14 protein-coding genes are annotated in these 17,068 nt (G+C 50.4%); 3 read left to right on the forward strand and 11 right to left on the reverse strand.

Going from position 1 to position 17,068, the window contains the following annotated elements:
• Window position 1: 1 nt before the first annotated feature.
• The 6 genes from K7P76_RS12015 to K7P76_RS12040 all read right to left on the reverse strand — a co-directional run bounded on the left by K7P76_RS12015 (window position 2) and on the right by K7P76_RS12040 (window position 10,630).
• Entirely contained in the window at window positions 2-3,388 is a 3,387-nt protein-coding gene (locus tag K7P76_RS12015) for a discoidin domain-containing protein (RefSeq protein ID WP_232185535.1), read from the reverse strand.
• 124 nt (window positions 3,389-3,512) lie between these two features.
• Complete coding sequence (locus K7P76_RS12020; protein ID WP_232185536.1) at window positions 3,513-5,210, reverse strand: response regulator transcription factor; 1,698 nt, start codon at window positions 5,208-5,210, stop codon at window positions 3,513-3,515.
• Window positions 5,203-6,942, reverse strand: coding sequence for a sensor histidine kinase (locus K7P76_RS12025; RefSeq protein WP_232185537.1), 1,740 nt, complete (start codon window positions 6,940-6,942; stop codon window positions 5,203-5,205). Before K7P76_RS12025 ends, K7P76_RS12020 begins: the two co-directional genes overlap by 8 nt.
• Window positions 6,943-7,882: 940 nt before the next feature.
• Window positions 7,883-9,157 carry a hypothetical protein gene (locus K7P76_RS12030; RefSeq protein WP_232185538.1) on the reverse strand — a complete coding sequence of 425 codons (1,275 nt, stop codon included), beginning with the start codon at window positions 9,155-9,157 and terminating at the stop codon, window positions 7,883-7,885.
• Window positions 9,147-9,680: a sigma-70 family RNA polymerase sigma factor gene (locus K7P76_RS12035; protein WP_232185539.1), complete on the reverse strand. Its 534-nt coding sequence runs from the start codon at window positions 9,678-9,680 to the stop codon at window positions 9,147-9,149. The genes K7P76_RS12030 and K7P76_RS12035 overlap by 11 nt, the downstream gene beginning before the upstream one ends.
• 77 nt (window positions 9,681-9,757) lie before the next feature.
• Window positions 9,758-10,630: an AraC family transcriptional regulator gene (locus K7P76_RS12040; RefSeq protein WP_232185540.1), complete on the reverse strand. Its 873-nt coding sequence runs from the start codon at window positions 10,628-10,630 to the stop codon at window positions 9,758-9,760.
• A gap of 182 nt (window positions 10,631-10,812) precedes the next feature.
• On the opposite strand from K7P76_RS12040, the gene K7P76_RS12045 reads away from it, so the two are divergent.
• The gene (locus tag K7P76_RS12045) at window positions 10,813-11,895 is read left to right on the forward strand and encodes a glycoside hydrolase family 172 protein (protein WP_232185541.1); all 1,083 of its coding nucleotides are present in this window, start codon (window positions 10,813-10,815) and stop codon (window positions 11,893-11,895) included.
• Window positions 11,896-11,944: 49 nt separating this feature from the next.
• On the opposite strand, the gene K7P76_RS12050 is transcribed toward K7P76_RS12045, so the two are convergent.
• Genes K7P76_RS12050 through K7P76_RS12060 form a run of 3 tightly spaced genes read right to left on the reverse strand, consistent with a single transcriptional unit; the run spans window position 11,945 to window position 13,559 of the window.
• Window positions 11,945-12,367, reverse strand: a complete 423-nt coding sequence (locus K7P76_RS12050; RefSeq protein WP_232185542.1) for a hypothetical protein — start codon at window positions 12,365-12,367, stop codon at window positions 11,945-11,947.
• A gap of 54 nt (window positions 12,368-12,421) precedes the next feature.
• Window positions 12,422-13,177, reverse strand: coding sequence for a class I SAM-dependent methyltransferase (locus tag K7P76_RS12055; protein WP_232185543.1), 756 nt, complete (start codon window positions 13,175-13,177; stop codon window positions 12,422-12,424).
• On the reverse strand, window positions 13,170-13,559 hold the full coding sequence (locus tag K7P76_RS12060) for a VOC family protein (protein WP_232185544.1): 390 nt from the start codon (window positions 13,557-13,559) through the stop codon (window positions 13,170-13,172). The genes K7P76_RS12055 and K7P76_RS12060 overlap by 8 nt, the downstream gene beginning before the upstream one ends.
• Window positions 13,560-13,643: 84 nt before the next feature.
• Between K7P76_RS12060 and K7P76_RS12065 the strand changes: the two genes are divergently transcribed.
• Entirely contained in the window at window positions 13,644-14,420 is a 777-nt protein-coding gene (locus tag K7P76_RS12065) for a 3'-5' exonuclease (protein WP_232185545.1), read from the forward strand.
• Between the two features lie 26 nt (window positions 14,421-14,446).
• On the opposite strand, the gene K7P76_RS12070 is transcribed toward K7P76_RS12065, so the two are convergent.
• A complete protein-coding gene (locus K7P76_RS12070; RefSeq protein ID WP_232185546.1) occupies window positions 14,447-14,821 on the reverse strand; it encodes a VOC family protein in 375 nt (124 codons plus the stop codon).
• Between the two features lie 209 nt (window positions 14,822-15,030).
• Here K7P76_RS12070 and K7P76_RS12075 point away from each other — a divergent pair, with 209 nt between their 5' ends.
• Complete coding sequence (locus tag K7P76_RS12075; protein ID WP_232185547.1) at window positions 15,031-15,795, forward strand: MBL fold metallo-hydrolase; 765 nt, start codon at window positions 15,031-15,033, stop codon at window positions 15,793-15,795.
• A 60-nt stretch (window positions 15,796-15,855) separates the two neighbouring features.
• Here K7P76_RS12075 and K7P76_RS12080 read toward each other — a convergent pair whose 3' ends face one another.
• On the reverse strand, window positions 15,856-16,896 hold the full coding sequence (locus K7P76_RS12080; protein WP_232185548.1) for a hypothetical protein: 1,041 nt from the start codon (window positions 16,894-16,896) through the stop codon (window positions 15,856-15,858).
• Window positions 16,897-17,068: the final 172 nt, after the last annotated feature.

Here is a 17,068-nt window from a genome sequence, read left to right on the forward strand (position 1 = left end):
ATCAGTATAGGTTGAATTCCCGAATTGCCGCCCAGTTGGCCGCGCCGGATACGACAGTAATCCGGACGTAACGGTAACTGCCGCTCAAATTGTCGGCGACCTGCCCGGCTGCGACCCCGACTGCGCTGCGGTCCGCAAGCAATGTCCAACTGCTGTTGTCGTTCGAGCCTTCGATTTTATATTTCCACGTATCGTTCACGAAGAACTGGGTCGTCGCCTTCGACAGCGCCTGGGACGTCCCGAGATCGACGGTCAGCCATTGCGGGAACGTGCCGTCCGTAGCGCACCAGTACGTGTCCGCATTTCCGTCCGTCGCCTTGTCCGCCGCGAACGCCGCCGAAGAGCTGGACGAAGCGGCCGCTCCTTTTCCCGCTGAAAGTTCCTGCGGAATTCCGAATACTTTAAATTCCTTCACGGCTGCCCAATGCGTATCTCCCTTTCGGACAGTCAGCCTCACGTAACGGTACTTGCCGTGAACGGCGTCTTCGAAATTCGGATTGGCCCAGTAGACGCCGCCGTCCCAGCTGTTCGTCAGCAGCATCCAATTCGCGTTGTCCGTCGAAGCTTCCACTTTGAACTGCCATGTATCCGGTACATAGAACGCGGTTCGAATGCCCGTCAGCTCCATTTGACTGCCGAGATCGACGGTCAACCATTGCGGCTTGGTCCCGTTCGACGCCACCCAGTACGTGTCCTCGTCCCCATCAAGCGCTTGACTTGCCGTATTGCTGCCGGAATAGGAGGAGACGGTCGCCGGTTTGCCTTGGGATATGAGCGCTCTCGCTTCGGGACTGCCGAAAATCTTGAACTCGTTGACGGCCGCCCAATTGCCGCCGCTTCCAGTCACGGTCAGCCGAACGTAACGGTAAGTGCCATAAGTCCGTTCCAACGCGACGCCGGTCTGTACGGCATCCGCCGTGCGGTCGATCATCGTCACCCATTCACTGTTGTCGATCGACCCTTCGATCCGGTAGCTCCAAACGTCGGATGTAATGAAACGGATCGCCGCATTGGACACGTAGTTAAGGTCGCCGAGATCCACCGTCAGCGATTGCGGCAAGCTGCCGCTCGAAGCGCACCAGTAGGTGGCGTCGTTGCCGTCGACCGCTTTGCTGCCGTCGTACGACGCTCCCGAGGATGTGGTGGCGATAACCGGCTTGCCCGCAGACAGCAGTGTCGCATAGCCGATATTTTTATTGATTCTCAGCTCCGTAATTCCCGCCGGTCCGACCGTTGCGCCGGTTATCGTCACCCGGACGTACCGGTAGCTTCCGGAGACCGTGTCGAGCGCTTTGCTGCCGCCGACCCCCACTCCCGTATGATCGGACAACGTTGTCCATGTCGCATTGTCTGCGGAGCCTTCGATTTTGTATTCCCAGGTCGTATCGGCGATAAAACGAATCGATACGCTGTTCAGCGGATAGACCGCTCCCAGATCGTACTTCAGCCATTGAGGATAGGACGTGTCGGACGCTTGCCAGGCTGTCGTTTCGTTGTCGTCAATCGCGTTCGTGCCGAGGCCCGAGATGCCGTCGGCGTCGGAAACCTCGATCGTCGTATGGTAGGGCGAGGCGGCCGCCGCGCCGTTCATGCCGATGGCCGGGGTCCAGCTGATCCGATCGCCCGTCTTGTCCCCGTTGCCGCCGTTGTTGACCTCGAACCGGATCAGATCACCTTCGTTCACGCTGATCGAATCGAGGAACGTATCGATCCCGGAATTGTCGTTGTACGCGATGGCTTGCGACGGACCGGAAACCGGCCAGATGACGCTACCGTTCTTCGTGATCCGTACCCGCACGCCGTCTCCGCCGCTAATATCGTTCTTCAGCGCCCGGCCGCGCACCGAAATGACGGCCGATTCCGGCGCTTCCCACGTCCGGCTCAACCAGATATCGCTGTCGCTGTTTGTATTCATGTCGAACCGGGAAACGTTGCCCTCCAGATTCCCCCACCGCTTGTTGGCGCTGTCATAGTTCAGGCTGTAGTAAGTGCCACTATCGAGATATTCGTATTTCCAATCGCGGTGTCCCTGCACGATGCCGAAATCGTTGGCCGCATGGTAGATGTCGGACCGGTCGGCATAGAACAGATTGCCGCTGTACGTAAAATCGTCGTCGCCGGCGCCGCTGCTTGCGATCAGGCCGGTCGGCTCGGCGAACAGATTGTCGTCGATCGCGCCCGTCAGATCCACCTGGTAGTGATTGTCCAACCAAACACCCGATACGTACCGGGTATTGTCTGCTTTTCCGTTGTTTGCGAATACATTCCCTGAGATCACATGGTTCGTCTGATGATTGCCCGGCGTTGTCGCGATCGCCAGCACTTCGATGCCCGGTCCGTTATGATCGGCGATGTACGAGCCCCGCACCTTTATTGAATCGTTGTAGGCTTCGAAATCGATGCCCGAGTTGTCGACGAAGAACGCTCCGCCGCTGATCTTGTAGTTCTGATTGGTCACGGTGTTGTTCGTCATCTCGACGTTCTTCACCGACCAGAAAAACCCGCCGCACCCGTTCGTCAGATCGTAGCCGCTGAAATCGAAGCCCGAGCTGACGATTTTGACATCCTCCACATTGCCGAGATTGAAGAACGCCAGCGCGTTACGCACGTCCAGATTTTTCAACACGATGTTGCGCGCCGCGTGGGTGCCGAGCTCCGTGCTCAGGAAGCCTTGCTGGCCCTGCGGATCGTAGTTGAACCCGGCGACGTCCACGGCGTTGCCGGCTTTGTCGAACTCGCAATTTTCGATCGTAATGTCCTGGATCGCATATTCGTTTGTCGTGACCGGCACGTCCCCCGAGATAAAGATACTGGCGGAGTGGTACAGTCCCGGGATATCGGTGTGATCCTGGATCGGCTGCGAGCCCTTGAACCCGTAGATATCGTGAAAATAACAGTCCTCGATGCGTAGCCCCCGGTGACCGTTGCTCGTGTAGTAGGCGACGATGCCCACCGGAACGTGGCTGATCTCGAGTTGGCTAATGCGCACATAGTCTGTGTTGTTCAGCCTGACGGCCCGATCCGTCGTATTCGCATTCCCGGCAATCCTCGGACGGTCGCCGGTGCCGTAGGCGCCGATCTCGATCCAGTCCGCGCTCGTGCCGGCGCCGGAAATACGCAATTCCTGATTCCAAACCCCTCCCCGAACAAGCAGAACCCGATCTCCCGGCTGCAAGGTCAGGTTGTTCACGTTCGTGAAATCGGCCCACGCCGTCAGCTCCGACATCCCGTTATCCGCATTGGATCCGCTTACATTGTTAATGTAATAGGTCGTGCCGGCGGCGGAAGCCGATTCCGCCGTTAACCAAGACAAACCGAAATACAGTAACGCCGTAAACAGCAGCGCTTTCAGATAAACCGGAAGCTTATCTTTCGTCACCCATTCCATACCGCGATGCCCTCCCCTTGCCTTCCGTGATGTGGTTTCCTGCCGAGCGGCCGCTCTTGTATTTAGCATAGGGGATTTTGTCGTGCGTTTTAATATTCAAATCTTTACTTTCCTCGTCACCGCTTTACTTCATATGGACGTCCCGATACTGCTGAGGCGTCATGCCCGTGTGCTTCTTGAAATATCTGGAGAAGTTCGATACCGAATCCACGCCGACTTTGGCGGCAATTTCGTTGATCTTATATTGTTTGTCAGCCAGCAGCTCTTTGGCCGCGGCGACCCGCCGATCAATAATGTAGTCCGACAGATTCGTTCCGGTCGCCTGTTTGTAAAGTCTGGACAGATAAGAGGGGTTAAAATAAAACGTCTCCGCCAGCTGCAGAAGAGAAAGATCTCCCTGCAAACTGTCGCCAATATAGCGCTGAATCGACTCGATGACCGAAGCCGTGCTCGTCTCCTGTTCCGCGCCCCTTAGATCGAACAGCGTGTTCGCCAGCCCGGCCAAGTAGAACATGGCGCCGCTTGAAGAATCGTGCGCTTCGATTTGGCCGATGCGATGTAGCTCGGGCAGCTTGTCCGCCAGCTTCTTCTCGTTGACATAAGACAGCAGGATGGACGAGACGGCATAATAGCGTTCGACCGTTTTGAAATAGTTCGCATCGGTTCGCTCAACTCCCCCGGTCAAGCCATCGTACAAACGCATGAACTCGTCCCGCTGTCCCGCTTCCAGACAAGCCTTGAGCTTCTCCATCCGGAGCGGCAAATTGCCTTCCCTTTCATCCGCTGCGTTGTAACGATCCGTGTCGTGCCGGACCATCTGCTCTTCGCTGAGCAGCATTTCGGTGCCGTCACCCCACTTGAAGCCGACGATGCCGCACAGCAAACGGTATTTCTGGTGAATGTCCTCCCAAAGGACGGGAACGCTGCCGACAGCAAAAGAAACCGTAAACCCCAGCGTCTCCCTGCACAGATTCTGCACGGACTCCAGCATGCCGTTCAAGTAAGCGGCAAACTTGTGCCAACCCGCTTTAGATTGGCTCTGACAGCCCGCTTGGCCTGGGTGATCCGGATGATCCGCTTGATCCGCGATTACGCCGCGGAACGAGTCGTTCGGCTGCACGATCCACACCATGTTGGAGCGGACGGGAGCGAAGCAGAAGGCTGAAACCGCCGTGAGCTTCTCCTCGGTGATGACGTTGACCGAATACATCCTTTGCGATTTGCCGGTAAACGCCGCATAGGAATCCTGTCCGTCGATTCGACCGATAATCAGGGCAACAGGCGATGCCGGCTCGAACGCCAAGCCGAGCTCCCGAAGCTGTTCATCGCGGTCGGACGGATCGGTTTCGCCGAGCAGCAGATCGCCGAGATAGCTCATCTGCTGGAAATGCCGGATCGTGTCCATCTGCCGTTCGACCTTCGCCGCCAGATCCAGCAGCTTCAGCTCTTCGGCGATTTCCGCCATCTTCGCCTCGACCGTTTCCACAATGCGTTTATAGCTTTCCGTCTTCAGGATGTAGCTGACATTCGGATACCGGATGGCCGTATACACGTAATCGAAGCTGCTGTAACCCGTCAGAAATACGACCTTGCAACCCGGCCAGATCCGGTTGATTTCCTCCATCAGCTGCAGCCCGTCCATTCCCGGCATGTTGATGTCGGTAATGACAATATCCACGCGAATCCGGTTTAAAATGTCCAGCGCCTCATCGCCCGAGTAGCACTTGTACAGGTCGAGCTCCGAGGATGTCATCTGGTTCAGCAGGTCGTAAATGCCGTTCGCGATAATCGGTTCGTCGTCGACGATCAGAATTCTATACATGGTCCACCTCGTCAAGTATGGGAATATGCAAGGAGATGCGCAGGCCGCCGAGCTCGCTTCTGTCCGCCGTCAGCAAAGGGGCACTCTCATATTTGATTTCCAGCCGGCGCTTGATATTAACCAAGGCGGTCGTTTCCGTTTGGCCCTCGTTCATCGACAGCAGCCGGGCGAGCTTCTCCGGCTCCGCATCGTCCCCGTTGTCCTCGACGACGATCGTCAGCCGGCCGGGTTGCGTTTGCTCGAATCGCACGGCGATCAGGCCCCCCTGCTTCTTACGCTTCATGCCGTGCTCGAAAGCGTTCTCAATGAGCGGTTGGACAATCAGCCTCGGCACGATCGTGCCCGCATACCGCCGCGGCAAGTCTCCGAAAGACAATTCGACCCGATGATAGAACCGCATGAGCTGAATGTTGGCGTACGCTCGGGCGTGCTCGACCTCGTCGGTCAGCGGCACCTCGTCGGCGTCATTGCGGGTAATGAAGCGAAAGTATTCGCCCAAATGATCGGTGAACGACTCGATTCTCTCGAATTCCTCGTTGCGGGCCATCGTTTTCAGTATAAAAAAGCTGTTGTACAGAAAGTGCGGATTGATCTGCGCTTGCAGCTGCCTGAGCTCGGAGCGCTGCGCCAATATTTTCTGGTTGTACACCTGATCGATCAGCAGCCGGATATTTTCCGTCATCGAGTTGAATTTTAGATACAAATACTTGAACTCGTCGTTGGCTCGATGCTGGATTTCCACATGGAAATACCCTTGCTCCAGCTTGCGGAAGGAGTTGATGAGCTTCAGCATCGGCCGGTGGATTTTTCGGTAGGTGAACGCGCCGATCAGCAGAATGGCCGCAAGCGAGATGCCGGAAAACAGCCAGAACATCCAGCTGTATACGGTCAAATTCGCAAAAATCGTGCGAAAAGAAACATACTTCACCAGCGCGACGTCAAGAAATTCGGAGCCGGCGGACACCGTAATGTAGCGGCGGTCGTTCATCGTTACATTGCCCGGATTCGCGTCGCCCGCCGCCGGCTTCCATTCCGTGCCGGACAACCGTTCCGCCATCGGTCCACTTTCCGCTCCGCTTGCGATCGTATAGGTTTGCGCACGGTCGTACAGTACAAGACCGCTATCCTCGTAGTAGTTCAACTGGGCAAGATTCTGTTCGATCCGGCTCATGGAGAAGGAAATGTCAATGACAAACTGGGGATCAAGCTGTTCGATGGTGTCCTTCAGCGGATAAGATTGCCGCATGACGAGTTGCCGGTTCGCTTCGTCGTAGTTCAGCACCCGCTCCGTGGTCGTTTTGTACGCCGTTCCGTTCAGGGGAAGCAGGGCCTCGTTGGCCGAAACGATGCGATCGAGCGCGGGGATATAGGCTTTGACGTCATCGATCAGACTGCTGCTGTTCTTCAGCGCATCCAGACGATTTTGTACGCGCAGAATCGCCTTCGACATCTGATAATTGTCCATCGAATCGGGCAGAATGGCCAATTGGTTCAAATCTTCGTCGTTGAGCGTGTCGTAGAGCAAATCCTGCGTGCGGCGAATGTCGGATTCAAAATCGTTGAGATAGAACGTCACCTGCGAATTGAGCGTATTCTGGATTTCCCGCTGAATGGCGTTTAATCCCCAGTTGTATAAGCTCATTCCCAGCAAATACAACGGAATAATTGCGATCAGAAACACTGCGACGATACGGCTGAATATCGTATTTTTTAACCCTTTTCCCAGTACCACCTGATGCGCCTCCCCGGCTCACGTATGCCAAAAAGTATAATCAGTTGGCTACGCGCCGTCAAAAACTATTCGAACCTTGCAAGCAAAACCGAAACCTTTTATGGCTATTTTACAATCGCAGAGGGATATGGGACGAAAACTGGAATCAAATATGACTCAGGGATAATGACTCTCTGTTGTCCACCACCGCTATAGTTGCAGCTTTTATGAGTAAGTCGGATAAATTACTCGGATCTCGCTCGCTCAGCTTGCTACAATGTCCCCACGTTTGTGTCATTTGATGACAATGTCCCTACATTTGTGCGTTCCGTCACGACACAAATGTAGGGACATAAACACAAAAAAGCTTGATTTCTCAAGCTTTCGCGCGTTCAGTTAATTCCCCTCTTTTGTGTCGTTAGACATTTGTATTAATTAACGTGTCATACACCTTATGAACTATCCACTTCAATAAATAAATATTAAGTCGATGACGTTTATCGTTATAAGGGCATGCTGGCCCTTTTTGAGCCAACTTAATACGGCTCATCTCAAACATCATTTATGCCCGATCGCTACTTTGATTTCGCCGGCCGCGGCCCCCCTCATCACCATAAGCTCTCACCGCCATACTTTAACGCCAAGCCCGTACGGGCTACTGTGTCTCCTTGCAGCGCACGTCGCTCGTTGAGAACCGTATGTGGATTTAATGGTTTTCGTTCGAACGCGGCAAAGAATGCATGTTCTTGTACCCCGACTGATGGTCATGATTCGGCTATGCGCCGGAGCATGTATGGCAAGGTCTTTAATCGGTATCCGTTAACGGATAAGACGGTACCGTCTAATGCCGCGACTATTGCAGTCACCGGGTTCAACGTTACGGCTGCAAAGGGGTAATCCCGCATCCGGTTGCCGGAGAGGCTTTCAGCCTGAACCTCCTCGCAGAGTCATTGGCGGTCAATTAGTTGTCAAAATACTTATCCGCCGGAAGTTCGAATTTCCACGGCCCCCTGATTAATACTTCAGGCCTTGCAAACGTTATTTTTTGCTTCTCGTGATTCGGCTCAACGTCGAATTCAAGATATACTAATTCTCCTGTTTGATCATTCATTCTGGCGACATTACTCATGCTATCCAAGCTGAACATATGCAGGGATGCGGGGGTATTCTCGCTATAATGCAGGTCTACATACATTCGGAGACTCTTATCGTCTAATCGATCAATCCTTGTGATAGTTACTGGGAAACCCGCAATCTCAAAGGTTTGATTTAAATTCTCGGTCGTTTCCGTTGGGATTTCTATTTTGACCTTATCTTGAGCTTCGGTGTAAATTTCCGGAATCGTTAACTCATAGCTATTCCCGTTCCCTTCCGACAGCTTGAAATAAAACTCGCTTGCCGGTGCAAATATGCCGTGAATATTTTCAATCGGAAGCTTCTTTCCGTTACTATCCATTACATTCATTTTTTGATTCTCGTGTGCGTAGAGTCCAAAAAATCCATAGTCATTGATTTTTATATCCTTGGAATGCTGAGCGACTAGGGAAAATCGTGCTTTGTCATCCACTCGATTGGCTATTGCTGTAATCGTTATACCGTTTGCAGTTGCGGTTTCCCCCATATCCGCATAACTTGTGAACGTATCGGCTTGGACTAGGGTAAGCGGAATAACGACTTCCGGTTTCTCTTCCAGGAACAATTTCACTGAGCCCTTAAGATCCAATTGACCATCATACCAGAAAGAAGCTGACCATTCATGAGAGCCCCAAGTAGACATCGAGCGTTTTACAGTAAATTCAGCACCCTGCTCGTTAACTAATTTAACTTTTTCAAACCTTGTCGTATTTGTCCCAGTGATTGTAATCAGGGTCATCTGCTGATCCACCATTATGCCGGTGATGACAATCGATCCTTCTCCTATTTGCTTGGTAATGGGATTCTTAAGTACATATCGAGCTGTAGGAGAGTCCTCTTCCTTCACTATGCCTATGCCCGGCACGAACTGAAGAGCTTTCTGTATAGCAGCCAACACTTGAGTATTGGAGATAACCACCGTTAACAAAATAAGTCCCAATAGCGCCGCTGCGATTACCTTGATATTCGTATATCGCTTATCCGACGGAAGTCTGTTTTGTTCATTTTCCAACTTTGCCTGTTCGATGCCCAGTAAGCTTCTTAGATGGAGATCCGGAGGAATCGGTATTTTATCGATTTCTTGTTTGATCTTATTGCTCATTCGCGTCTTCCTCCTTAGCCCGTTTCCGTAGTTTCCCCAACGCCCGGTACAGAATTGTTTTTCCAGTCCCAAGAGGGATATCCAGAATTTCAGTTGTCTCTCTTATCGTGTAATCACGATAGAACCTGAGAATAATGACGTTCTTCTCTTCCTCGTCCAATGAATCGATCAAATCCTTCAGGGATAAAGAAAGCGGGATATCTTCGTCTTCTCCGCCTGCTATCAATTCATGGTATTCAGGCTTAAACTGGACCACATTCTTTCGTTTACGAAGCAAATCCAAGGAGCAGCTGATGGAGATCTTAATGAGCCAGGTTTTAAAATACTGAGGATCGGTTAGATTGGCAATGGACTTGAAAGACCGATATGCTGTTTCTTGGACGACGTCCAGAGCATCCTCCTGATTGCGCAAGTACACATAAGCGGTGCGGTAAATGTCTTCTTCGTACTGCTGGAACAACTCTATAAAAGCTTTTTTATCACCTTGCTGGGCTTGCCTAACCAAGCTTAAGATTTCCGTCACCTACTCGCCGTTTGACTTATACGAATTAGACGTAATGAACCCGATATTTGGCTTTAAAATAAATCGCATAACTGGGATCACGTCACTCTCTTCCTGTAGAAGGAAGGCGATACGCCCTCAAGCTTGCGAAAGGCGCGGCTGAAGGCATGGATGCTCTGAAAACCCGTTTTCTCCGCGATGACGGATAGAGAAAGGTTCGTGAACTGGATCATTTGCTTCGCCTTTTCCAGACGGACGGCGACATGGTATTGGATGGGCGTGATGTTGAATGCCTTTTTGAATAGCTTGCACAAGTAATATTTGTTAAGATTGGCGAATTTCGATAGCTCATCGAGCGTAATTTCATGTTCCGTCTGGTGGCTCATGTAATTTTTAATGCGGTCCAGCAGCTCCCATTTCGACAACAAGTGGGCGTTGTTCTTCCAATGATTTTCCCGCAGCAATTGAACCCATAGTTGGACGAACAACCCTTTGGCGGATGTTTCATAATAAGGGAATTTTCTTTCCATCTCGAAAATAATATCGTAGATCAATTTCTCGATAACGACCGGTTTATTCAGGCGAATATGATTAGGCAGCGGATCCTCCATCAACGGGGTAACATCCTCGCGGAACCACTGCTTCTCCTCCTCCATTATCGCCTTCAGCGGCTTAAACGAGATTTTCACCTGAGGACTGTCGGACTGGTAATACAAATCGAAATGAATATGAGGCTGATGCAATCGCTTATTATTGAGCAGATAGATAGCGTGCGGCTGCAGCGGCTTGAACAGAAAGATATCTCCGGGAATGCCGTAATACACCTTGTCTTCTACGGTAACCTTAATCTCCCCGTCCTTGACGTAGAGTAATTCATAGTCGAATATGACCCGCTCCGAGATATGAAACGGAGGCTCGATAAAATTATCCCAAGCAACTCGGATATACGGCGATAGGTTGTTTAGATTCATAATAACCCCTCCCTCACTAAGTATAACTCTGCCTCCTTCAACCACAAGTTATAATTAAACCAATTTAAGTTAAATACTTATCCAATGCGGTTAAATATTTTCGAGCAAGAATCGAATACAATTCAGTTATCAACGAGACGAGTTCAGACAATATAGCGCTTACACGATGAAAGGGGATTTCTATGTATTCTTTTAACGGATTGGATATGGGGCTAGGTAATTTACCGCGATTGTCCGCAGCGAAAACCAGGTCGATCAGCGCCGAGAACTTTACCGGGGAAAAAGGAAAAGCGGGCATGGCCACGGAAGGTACGGGAGCCGAATGCGCGCGGGATTTAGGACAAGGGTGGAAAGTGTCTCCGTCGGTGAATATCCCAGCCAAGAGCACCTATACGATGGCGGAAATTGACGGTCCGGGTGCCATTCAGCACATTTGGCTGACCTGCTTCAATGCCCATTGGCGCAATATGATTATTCGAATCTACTGGGATGGCGAAACCTCTCCCTCAGTCGAAACGCCTATCGGCGATTTCTTCTGCAACGGCTGGTGCGAACGCAGCAACGTTAATTCCATGCCGGTCGCCGTAAATCCTGCAGGGGGAATGAACAGTTATTGGCTCATGCCCTTCCGGGGCCATGCCAAGATCACGGTCGAGAATCTCGGCTCGGAGAACGTCGTTCTCTATTATCAAGTGGATTATACTTTGACTGAAGTACCCGAGGATACGGCGTATTTCCATGCGCAATGGCGACGCAGCAACCCGCTTCCGTATAAGGAAGTACACACGATTCTGGATGGCGTGAAGGGCAAAGGGCATTATGTCGGAACCTATTTAGCCTGGCAGGTGAACAATTCGGGCTGGTGGGGAGAAGGCGAGATTAAGTTCTACATGGACGGGGATAAAGAGTTTCCTACGATTGCCGGTACGGGGACGGAAGACTACTTCGGGGGCGCATGGAATTTCGAGCAGCCGATTGGGCAGTACGGTTCCTTCTCGACGGCGTTCCTCGGCTTTCATCAGGTGACTAAACCGGATGGCTTATATCGCAGCCAGCAACGATTCGGCATGTACAGATGGCACGTTATGGATCCCATCCGGTTCGATGAAGACTTGAAGGTTACGATCCAAGCGCTAGGTTGGCGTTCGGGGGGCAGATATTTGCCCTTGCAGGACGACATCTCCTCGACGGCGTTCTGGTATCAAGCTGAACCCCACGTTCCTTACGATAAGTTGCCGGACAAAGACTTCCTTGAAGTCGTGTAATGGAAAGCAAACCAGGCTAAGATCCTCGAAAGAGGTTACTAGCCTGGTTTTATTTTTTACCTAGTAAATCAGGGATTTCTTGTAGTCCGTAATTGACGACAAAGTCGTCTAGCTCGGTAACGATATCCGCGTTCGATGCTTTATATAAAGTTTCATTAATTTTTAAATAGCCCGAGCTGATGTAGTACAGTTCCCTCTCTCTCGATAGCTTCAAGGTGAAATTCTGGCCTACAGTATCGGGAAGATCGACCTCTTCATAGTTCATCGCTTTAAGTAAGCTTTTTACTCTTCCAACGGTAACTCCGTCATTCATGGTTAACTCGTTCCCATCACCGTAAACAATCTTAATCTCATCCGTGTCCACAATGGACTTTTTGACAATATCGCTTGTCGGAATGTTTTTATTCTTATTGCACGCCGTAAGCTGCAAAGTAAGAATAATAAATACGGTAATGATAATTGATATTCTCATAAAATAACCCATCTCCTAAACATACTAACGCATTCAAAGCATGTTTAGTTTCAATTACACCTCTCCCCAGTACACCTCGGTTTCATAGTCGAAGTTCACTTTCCCCTCTTTCTCATGCCGATCGAATAGCTCTCTTAGTGCCGTCATCATGGGCTCGAAGTTCGGGTGCCCGGGTTCGGGGCTGTAAGAGGACGACCGCAACCGGCCGCTAAGCCCATCGAAATCAAACACTTGTTGGTTAGAGAATCGCGCTTCATGCAGGCCATCGGCCTTGAAAAAGGAAACCAGCATCTCGCGCGAAATATTTCTGTGGTTAACTTTCTCATAATCCGTACCTAACGTGCGCAGCAATTGCTCGTACCCCTCTAGAAAAGGACTCCCCCCCGTTAAACGCGAATTCCAGATTAGCGCCGCCTTGCCGCCCGGCCTCAGAATTCGTTGAAATTCAGCCTTCGCCGCTCCTTGATCAAACCAATGAAAAGCTTGCGCGCAGACGATATAGTCGTAGGAATGGTCCGGCAATCCCGTAACCTCTGCGGATCCGGATACCACTTTGTATTTCGGGTTATTCCCTAGAGCTAACAGAGCGGCTTCCCGCATCGCATCATTCGGCTCGACAGCGGTCACGCGAGTCCCTCGATCCAGAAGCAACTCCGAGAAGATCCCTGTTCCCGATCCAATGTCCAGAACCTCGGATTGCGAGCTAATGCCAACGACTTCGAATAAGTAATCGATCGCTTCTTTCGGGTAGCTCGGGCGGTATTTAATATACGTATCCACTCTGCTCGAAAACCTTTCTTTACTATTCATCGCGAACCACTCCCCATTCTATAAATTCTAACCGGTTGCCGAAGGGATCATTCAAATAGAAGCGTAGGCAATCTTCACTCTCTCTTGCATCATCGTTAATAATCTGGATATTATGCTGGATTAAATGTTGCCGCAACAAGTTAATATTCTGGACTCCGAATGCAGGATGGGCTTTCGTGGCCGGCAAGAAGTTCTTCTGAACACCGATATGTACTTGATGAGTACCGCATTGAAACCATACGCCGCCACGTTGTCTCAAGCTTTCCGGTTTCGGAATTTCCGTCCAGCCCAGCAACTCGCCATAAAACTTACGCGCATCCGGCTCGCAGCCTTCATTAGCAGCCAGTTGAACGTGGTCAATACCCAGGAAAACAAATGACATGCGATATCCCCACCTCTTACCGAGCATATTAACCTACTTTTTGATAAAATGTAATGCATGAGTTATAGAGCGGGGGTTACAAGATTGGATTACATTATTCTCGATATCGAATTCAACGGCCGTAAGTTTGCTAGCGATTTGCCGATGGAGGTCATTGAGATCGGAGCCGTGAGGCTGAATTCGTCGCTACAGCAAACGGATGAGTTCTCGTCGTTGATCAAACCGGTTTATTTTGCGAAGTTAAATACGTTTATTAAGAAAAAAACCGGAATTCCCCAGGAAGAGATTGATCTCGCCGACGGCTTTCCGAAAGTCATTGCGGAATTTATGGAATGGTTGAATCGAAGCGAGTCTTGGTTGCTTGTCACATGGGGCGGCGAGGATCTAAAGCGGATCGTGTTCGATACGCGGATGCATAAGCTGGATGATACCTATTGGATAAGTGCCGGCTATTTCGATTTACTCAAGGGGTTTCTACGCTACAAGAAAGTGACGAACGACGTCAGCGTCGAAGCCGCTCTTCTTGATCTAGGCATTGCCGCAGAGGGGTCGGCGCACCGGGCATTGGACGATGCCCGCATGACGGCCGAGGTGTTCCGCAAAGTATATATCGAGTTGGATTTCGAGCTTAAGCAGCAATACAAAGACCAATTCTCCAATTCTAAGGAACGAAGGCTAATAAAGAATGCCGTTCGGGCTATGATAACTCAGAAAAAAGTTCTAGAGTGGGAATCTTTCGTCGAAAGTTTTTTGGCGGCCAAAGTCGATCTTACCGATGTAAGAAAGCTTAAAGAGCTGCGAGAGTATTTTTTATCGGAAATCGCGAAATCACGGCCGGCTATATTAGGAAAAATAGAGTAGGCCTAGGTCCACACAAGACGGTACGGTTAAACCACGCCGTACTTATTACCATCAGGATCGTACAACGCAAAGCCCCGCATACCGCCGTCGAATTGGACGATCTCGCCGACGTTGGCCCCTTTTTCGTGCAGCGAACGATGTACGCCCTCCACGTCCGCGGTGTGGAAGTTGAAATATTGCTCCACCTGGTAGTCGTTCTTAGGAAAAGTTGGCTGATGAATATCGACGGACAGGACGAGACAGAAAATAATCTTCTCGTCGTTCATCATCATAACCGTTGCGTCCGGCTCGTCGTTATGGGTAATCTCGAACCCTAACATCTCCGTGTACCACTCGGTGGATCGCTTCAAATCACTAACCGGAACAAAGATGCCTACTCCGTAAAATGCCGTTTTGCCCATGGCTTGCATTCCTCCCAATCAATGTGATGTGCGTCACTTATATAACGTTTCTCGAACACGAAACCAAACCTAAATTTGTTATTGACAAATAATTATTTTTATGATATAATATAATATTTATGTATTTACAAATATAAATCACTCTTCTATGATGGTTGTGAAAGATATCCCGGCCGGGTATCCGCCATCCCTTAGGAGAGTGATATCGTTTGCTTATTGCCAAAGGCATCGCCATGCTAGACATATCCGCTTCCGTAATGGGCCGTATCGACACAGTCCATCCCATTCTACTATGGGACGAGCAATCCGTTACGCTCATAGATACGGGATTCCCCAAGCAGTTGGAGCAGTTGAGAGAAGCAATTGAAAGTTACGACATCTCTTTCGCCAAGCTTAACCGAATCATTCTGACCCATCAAGATATCGATCATATCGGAAACTTGCCAGACGTCATTCAAGGATCAGCGATCAAAATTGAAGTGATGGCCCACGAGTTTGAGAAACCTTACATTCAAGGAGAGCAAAGGATCCTTCGCTTTACGGACGAAGCAATCGCAAGAATCGACAAGATGCCCGCCCAGATACCGGAATCATTCAAGAAAGGGCTAAAGGCGTTGATGCTTAACCCTCCTTGCGCGCCCGTCGACCGCACCATCACTGGCGGCGAAAGCCTCCCCGGGTTCGAGCGCATTACCGTATTAGACACTCCCGGTCACACGCCGGGCCACATTAGCCTTTACCATGAGCCATCTCGGACCTTGATCGCCGGAGACGCTCTTGTCGTTCGCGATGGTCAATTATATGGCCCCGATCCTCAAACGACGCTCGATATGACAACCGCCATGCTATCGCTTCGAAAATTATCGGAATTCGATATCGGAACTGTCGTATGCTACCACGGCGGCTTATTCAAGGGCAACACCAACGAACGAATCTCCGAATTATTAACGGTCACAGAAGCGGATCTTCACTAATCGCTCGACAAACGGAAAGCCGGGATCCCTTTCGTATCGGATTCCGGCTCTTCGTCTATCTTACTGTTGCGATACCGACCGCTTTCTAAGCTCCTGAACGAACGCCTCAGGTTCATCTAACGCCATATAAATCCTAGTCACCTCACGAGGCAGAAAAAGCAAACCGTTCACCTTAGCGGGCCGCTTCAGCTCTATTCGAATGTTCGGCGTAACAAGGGAAGAAGCAGCATCCTTCAATTCCTTAGCATCAGGATGGAATTCGCGCACGCTTGAAATATCGGCAATATCCTCCAACCGAATATCCGCTTGAATCCTCAGCCCGTATCTCAACCGGACAGAATCCCCTATAATCCTGATCGGCTGCAGAACGGATGCGCGGCAATCTCCCCAAATCAAGGCCAACAACCAAAGATCGGCAATCGTGAGTATCCATGCTGTCCAATGAGACCACTGTTGAAGCAGCAAGTGAACGACAATGCCTTCTATGATAATAATTTTCGTAATGATTGCGGAATACAGCACTTGATTGGTCTTCCGATGGTATGAAAACAAGTTCGTGCCGTCGGAAACCCGCTTCCCTTTTCTCCATGAGAACAAAAGGTAATATACGAGACTCGCATCATGAAGCACCAGGGAAGCCAGCTTTCCTTGTCCGACCCCATCGCGCACCGCCTTACGCAGCGCTTCCGCCGTATCTGGCTCTTGGCGTGATACGCTTCGGAAACTCTTAATTACGCGATATACAGTCCGAATTTCATATCCGATAACGGCGATTTCCGCGACAATAATAAGCAGTTCAACCGGCCATACCGCATTCCATACCGTGCTTCGCATCGGCGCCGGAAGTACGAGCCATACAGCCAACGCTCCTACAATCGGAAACGGCAGAATTTTAGCAATGGATTTGCCTTTTTTCCGCAGGATAAACAGCCAATATAGAAAGGGAATGACGAGCATGAAATCGAACATGACGGCATAAACGAAAACCGGGTCTTCCTCGACCAGCGAGAAGGCGCGAACGCTAATTATATCCGTCATCAAGATAAGAAGCGTAATAGCGAAAAACCAGAAAGTCGATCGTTGGAGTTTGTGGACAACCATAGAATCCCTCCTTAATTTCTATTGCATTTTTATTATATAGGAGAACCGTTTCCTGCAACACGACAGAATTTAAGCCTATGGAATTGCAATGCTATTAGCGCAGGTTTCCGTTTAGGCAATTTATCGTTAAAATAGAAACAGTGTCTGCAAAATGACGTGACAGAGAACAGCT

The sequence above is a fragment of the Cohnella silvisoli genome, assembly GCF_021190915.1.
Lineage (GTDB): Bacteria > Bacillota > Bacilli > Paenibacillales > Paenibacillaceae > Cohnella > Cohnella silvisoli.